Source organism: Streptomyces sp. NPDC031049 (assembly GCF_055571015.1).
This window is the reverse complement of record NZ_JBVIGC010000005.1, coordinates 266,105-272,104: the sequence shown is the minus strand read 5'-3', so window position 1 is coordinate 272,104 and position 6,000 is coordinate 266,105. Positions and strand designations below refer to the sequence as shown.

Annotated in this window: 4 protein-coding genes; all 4 read right to left on the bottom strand. The window is 74.1% G+C overall.

Annotated elements, in window-relative coordinates; all coding sequences use genetic code 11:
• Positions 1 to 386: 386 nt before the first annotated feature.
• From whiA to uvrC, 4 genes are read right to left on the bottom strand one after another with little or no spacing between them, the layout of a single operon-like run.
• Positions 387 to 1,376, bottom strand: a complete 990-nt coding sequence (whiA, locus tag ACZ45Q_RS11105) for a DNA-binding protein WhiA (RefSeq protein WP_468258166.1) — start codon at positions 1,374 to 1,376, stop codon at positions 387 to 389.
• A complete protein-coding gene (locus ACZ45Q_RS11100) occupies positions 1,367 to 2,458 on the bottom strand; it encodes a gluconeogenesis factor YvcK family protein (RefSeq protein ID WP_468258164.1) in 1,092 nt (363 codons plus the stop codon). Before ACZ45Q_RS11100 ends, whiA begins: the two co-directional genes overlap by 10 nt.
• Entirely contained in the window at positions 2,455 to 3,651 is a 1,197-nt protein-coding gene (gene rapZ, locus ACZ45Q_RS11095; RefSeq protein ID WP_468258162.1) for an RNase adapter RapZ, read from the bottom strand. The genes ACZ45Q_RS11100 and rapZ overlap by 4 nt, the downstream gene beginning before the upstream one ends.
• Positions 3,648 to 5,726 carry an excinuclease ABC subunit UvrC gene (gene uvrC, locus ACZ45Q_RS11090; protein ID WP_468258159.1) on the bottom strand — a complete coding sequence of 693 codons (2,079 nt, stop codon included), beginning with the start codon at positions 5,724 to 5,726 and terminating at the stop codon, positions 3,648 to 3,650. The genes rapZ and uvrC overlap by 4 nt, the downstream gene beginning before the upstream one ends.
• Between the last annotated feature and the right edge of the window lie 274 nt (positions 5,727 to 6,000).

Sequence of the window (6,000 nt, the reverse complement as noted above, 5' to 3'; positions counted from 1 at the left end):
CGAGGGGCCCCCCCCCCCCCCCCCCCCCCCCCCCCCGCTCCCCCCCCCCCCCCCCCCCCCCCCCCCCCCCCCCCCCCCCCCCCCCGCCCCCCCCCCCCCCCCCCCCCCCCCCCGCGACCGGGGACGGCCGGAGCCCGCACCCGCAGGCCTCACATCGCCGCAGCCGCGGGCAGACGTGCCGCAGAGCGGCACGGGTGGGCGCGGCGGCACCCACAACGCCGGGCAGACAGGCACGGGGCCGGCCGGAGCCCGCGCCTGCGGCACCTTGTGACGCCGGGCGGGGCGGGGCCGGCTGCGGGGCGGCCCGCGTCCGGTCCGGGTCGGCGGAACCCGGGCGCCCCCTCGGACCGTCGGCTCGGGAACCCTCAGGCGGACGGCCGGCGCCGTCAGCCCGCGAGGTTGTCCGCCAGCTCCTCGGAGAGGTTGGCCTCCGTCCCCGGAATACCGAGGTCGGCCGCGCGCTTGTCGGCCATGGCCAGCAGCCGGCGGATACGGCCGGCGACGGCGTCCTTGGTCAGCGGCGGGTCGGCGAGCGCGCCCAGTTCCTCGAGCGAGGCCTGCTTGTGCTCCATCCGCAGCCGCCCCGCGGCGGCGAGGTGCTCGGGGACGTCCTCGCCGAGGATCTCCAGAGCGCGCTGCACACGCGCCCCCGCCGCGACGGCCGCCCGAGCCGACCGGCGCAGATTGGCGTCGTCGAAGTTGGCGAGCCGGTTGGCGGTCGCCCGCACCTCGCGCCGCAGCCGCCGCTCCTCCCAGGCGAGCACGGAGTCGTGCGCACCGAGCCGGGTGAGCAGCGCGCCGATCGCGTCGCCGTCGCGGACCACGACCCGGTCCACACCCCGCACCTCACGGGCCTTGGCCGCGATCGACAGCCGGCGGGCGGCGCCGACCAGGGCGAGCGCGGCCTCGGGACCGGGGCAGGTCACCTCCAGGGAGGAGGAACGCCCGGGCTCGGTGAGCGAACCGTGTGCGAGGAAGGCGCCGCGCCAGGCGGCCTCGGCGTCGCACGTGGCGCCCGACACCACCTGGGGAGGCAGGCCCCGGATCGGCCGGCCCCGCCCGTCCACCAGCCCCGTCTGCCGGGCGAGCTGGTCACCGCCGGCGACGACCCGGACCACGAACCGCGAACCACGGCGCAGCCCGCCGGGCGCCATCACGATCAGCTCGGAGCTGTGGCCGAAGATCTCCAGCACGTCCCGCTTGAGCCGGCGGGCCGCCCGCGCGGTGTCCAGCTCCGCCTCGATCACGATCCGCCCGCTGACCAGGTGGAGGCCGCCGGCGAACCGCAGGATGGCCGAGACCTCCGCCTTTCTGCAGCAGGTCCGGGTGACGGGAAGACGGGAGATCTCGTCCTTCACCGCTGCCGTCATCGCCATGGGCCGATCCTTCCATGCATCCGAAAAATACGGTCGTACGCGGCGGCCAGCAGCTCCGGGTCGTGCCTCGGGGTCCCGTCGGTCCGGGCCACCGGAGCCAGCTCGACCGCGGCGCCGAACCGCTTGGCGGCGTCGGTCAGCGAGTCCCGGTCGGGCACGGCGGCCTCGTCGGCCAGCACCACGTCCAGGGCGAGTTTAGGGGCGTGTCGTCCCAAAACCTCCAAATGACGCTGCGGGGAGAAGCCCTCGGTTTCTCCGGGCTGCGGGGCGAGGTTCAGGGAGAGCACCCGGCGCGCCTTGGTCTCGGTGAGCGCGTCCAGGAGGTCGGGGACCAGCAGGTGCGGGATGACCGAGGAGAACCAGGAGCCGGGCCCGAGCACCACCCAGTCCGCGTCGAGGACCGCCTCGACGGCTTCGGGGACGGCGGGCGGGTCGGCCGGCACCAGGTGCACGGACTGCACCTCCCCCGGCGTCAGGGCCACGGTCGCCTGGCCGCGGACCGTGTCGACCTCCTCGGGCCGCTCCGGGTCGTGCCCCCTGACCAGTGCCTGGAGCTCCAGCGGCACCGCGGACATGGGCAGCACGCGCCCGTGCGCGCCGAGCAGCTTGCCGACCAGGTCCAGGGCCTGGACGTGGTCGCCGAGCTGCTCCCAGAGGGCGACGATCAGCAGATTGCCGACCGCGTGGCCGTGCATCTCGCCCCTGGACTGGAAGCGGTGCTGGATGACGCGGGCCCAGGTCTGGCCCCAGTCGTCGTCGCCGCACAGCGCGGCGAGCGCCTTGCGCAGGTCACCGGGCGGCAGTACGCCCAGCTCGTCGCGCAGACGCCCGCTGGAGCCGCCGTCGTCGGCCACGGTGACGACGGCGGTGAGGTCGCCGGTGATCCGGCGCAGCGCGGCGAGCGAGGCGGACAGGCCCATGCCGCCACCCAGGGCGACGACCTTGGGCTGGGTGCCCCGGCGGCGCGGCCGGCCGCCGCGCGCCTCGGCGGACCGGCCGGTGCGGGCACCGCCGCCCCGGCCGCCGCGCCCCTCGGGCATCACCCTGCGCAGCCTGCTCAGCCGCGGAGTACGTTCGGTCATTCCCGTCCCATGTCCCGGTGGACGACCACCGTCTCCACGCCCTCGGCGGCGAGCCGCGCGGCGAGCTTCTCCGACATGGCCACCGAACGGTGCTTGCCGCCCGTACAGCCCACGGCGATGGTCACGTAGCGCTTGCCCTCACGACGGTAGCCCGCGGCAACGAGCTGGAGCAGCTCGGCGTAGCGGTCCAGGAACTCCTTGGCACCGGGCTGGTTGAGGACGTACGCCGACACCTCCTCGTTCAGGCCGGTGAAGGGGCGCAGCTCCGGCACCCAGTGCGGGTTGGGCAGGAACCGCATGTCCACGACCAGGTCGGCGTCGACCGGGAGGCCGTACTTGAAGCCGAAGGACATCACCGTGGCCCGCAGCTCGGGCTCCTCCTCGCCGGCGAACTGGGCGTCCATCTTGGCGCGCAGCTCGTGGACGTTGAGGCTGGAGGTGTCGATCACCAGGTCGGCGTCGCCGCGCAGCTCGCGCAGCAGCTCCCGCTCGGCGGCGATGCCGTCGACGATGCGGCCGTCGCCCTGGAGGGGGTGCGGACGGCGCACCGACTCGAAGCGGCGGACCAGGGCCTCGTCGGAGGACTCCAGGAAGACGATCCGCCGGGTGACGCCGCGGGCGTCGAGGTCCGCGAGGGACTCGCGCAGGGCGTCGAAGAAGCGCCGGCCGCGGACGTCGACGACGACCGCGATCCGGGCCACGTTGCCCTGCGAGCGGGCGCCCAGTTCCACCATGGTGGGGATCAGGGCGGGCGGCAGGTTGTCGACGACGAACCAGCCGAGGTCCTCCAGGCACTTCGCGGCCGTCGAACGGCCGGCCCCGGACATGCCGGAGATGATCACCAGCTCGGGGATGGCCGCGTCGGCGGCGCCGTTGTTGTCCTTGCCCGTACTCACCTGTGCTCCGTCGTCCTGACTCCGGCCGGGGCCGGTCTCGCGCGCGGGCGCGTCCACGGCGGCGCTGCCGTGTCCCTCGCCCGGTCCGTCTCCCGGTTCCTCACCCGCTCCCGAGGCGGTCGGGGCGGGGGCCGGACCTGCCGTTCCGCTCGTCCGTCCCGGCTCCGCCGCGCCTTCGGCCGTCGGCCGGGCCCGGTCCGGCCCGCCCGCGCCGGTGGCGGGGTCGTCGGGGGTGCGCTCGGGCGGGCCGTCGGCCCGGGCCGGTTCCGCTGTGCGGTGTGTGTCGTGCTCGGTCATCTCTCCTGCCCCCGTCGTTCGTCCGGGGATCCCGCGGTCACGGGCTCCCCCGGAGCGTCCGCCGTCGTCTCGGGCGCCCCGTCCTCGTCGTCTTCAATGATCTCTCCGGTCGCCGTGTTCACGGCGGGTGCGGCCGGGGCCGCGCGGGCGAAGGCCGCGAGCACGGTCTCGGCCGTCTTGCGGCCTATGCCGGGAACCTCGCAGATCTGGTCGAGGGTCGCGGACCGCAGCTTCTTCACCGAACCGAAGTGTTTGATCAGCGCCTGCTTGCGCGTCTCGCCGAGTCCCGGCACGTCGTCCAGCGGGCTCGACCGGAAGCGCTTGGCCCGCTTGCTGCGCTGGTAGGTGATGGCGAAGCGGTGGGCCTCGTCACGGACGCGCTGGAGCAGGTACAGCCCCTCGCTGGTGCGTGGCAGGACCACCGGGTCGTCCTCGCCGGGCAGCCAGACCTCCTCCAGCCGCTTGGCCAGGCCGCACACCGCCACGTCGTCGATGCCCAGCTCGTCGAGGGCCCGCTGGGCCGCGGCCACCTGCGGCTGCCCGCCGTCGACGACGACGAGCTGGGGCGGGTAGGCGAAGCGCCTCGGGCGGCCGTCGTCGTCCTGGAGGGCGTCCAGCGCCTCCACGACCTCCCCGTTGCCCTGCTCCTGGCCCTGAGACCACTCGCCGGTCCTCTCCTTCTCGGCGAGGTAGCGGCGGAACCGGCGGGTGATCACCTCGTGCATGGATCGGACATCGTCCTGACCGGCGAATCCCTTGATCTGGAAGCGCCGGTACTCGCTCTTGCGGGCCAGTCCGTCCTCGAAGACGACCATGGAGGCCACCACGTCCTCGCCCTGGAGGTGCGAGATGTCGTAGCACTCCACGCGCAGCGGGGCGCTGTCCAGGCCGAGGGCCTCGGCGATCTCCTCCAGGGCGCGCGAGCGGGTGGTCAGGTCGGAGGCGCGCTTGGTCTTGTGCAGCGCGAGCGCCTGCTGGGCGTTGCGCTGCACCGTCTCCATCAGGGCCTTCTTGTCGCCGCGCTGCGGAATGCGCAGGGACACGCCCGAGCCGCGCCGGCCGGCCAGCCACTCCTGCACCGGCTCCACCGGGTCGGGCAGTGCCGGGACCAGCACCTCCTTGGGGACGGCGTCGCCGCTCTCCTCCCCGTAGAGCTGCTGGAGGGCGTGCTCGACGAGGGCGCCGGTGGTGATCTCCTCCACCTTGTCGGTGACCCAGCCGCGCTGGCCGCGCACCCGGCCGCCGCGCACGTGAAAGATCTGGACGGCCGCCTCCAGCTCGTCCTCGGCGACGGCGATCAGGTCGGCGTCGGTGGCGTCGGCCAGTACGACCGCGTTCTTCTCCATGGCCTTCTTCAGCGCGCCGATGTCGTCGCGCAGGCGGGCCGCCCGCTCGTACTCCATCTCCTCGGCGGCCTCGCCCATCTGCCGCTCGAGCCGGCGCAGATAGGTGCCCGTACGGCCGGCCATGAAGTCGCAGAACTCCTCGGCCAGCTCCCGGTGCTCCTCGGCGGAGACACGCTCGACACAGGGCGCGGAGCACTTGCCGATGTAGCCGAGGAGGCACGGGCGGCCGGTGCGGGCGGCGTTCTTGAAGACGCCGGCCGAGCAGGTGCGGACCGGGAAGACGCGCAGCAGCAGGTCGACCGTGTCGCGGATCGCCCACGCGTGCGCGTACGGCCCGAAATAGCGCACGCCCTTCTTCTTGTGGCCGCGCATCACCTGGACGCGGGGGAACTCCTCGTTCATCGTCACCGCGAGGTACGGGTAGCTCTTGTCGTCGCGGTACTTGACGTTGAACCGGGGGTCGTACTCCTTGATCCAGGAGTACTCCAGCTGGAGGGCCTCGACCTCCGTGGACACCACCGTCCACTCCACGGACGCGGCCGTGGTGACCATGGTGCGCGTGCGCGGGTGCAGGTTCGCCACGTCCTGGAAGTAGTTCGCCAGGCGTTGGCGCAGGCTCTTCGCCTTTCCGACGTAGATCACCCGGCGGTGCTCGTCCCGGAACCTGTACACCCCGGGGGTGTCCGGGATCTGTCCCGGACTGGGGCGGTAGCTGGAGGGGTCGGCCATGACTCACACCCTACTGGCGCGGACCGACACTCCGGCGGGCCTGTGGACAGCGCCCCGCGGGGCCTGTGGATCACCGGTCCGGCCATCCGGCCGACGCCCCCGCGGTCCCGGCCCTCCCGCCCGCGGGGCACCCGGTGCGATCTCGGCCAGCCGAGCGTCCGGCTCACGTCGAGGGTGTTGTCGGGACTAGGTCAACACGCTTCAATGCGGGGGAACTCGGGGCCCCTGAACGGGGTGCACGGACGTGCGGACGCGCCTGCGCCGCGACGGGGGC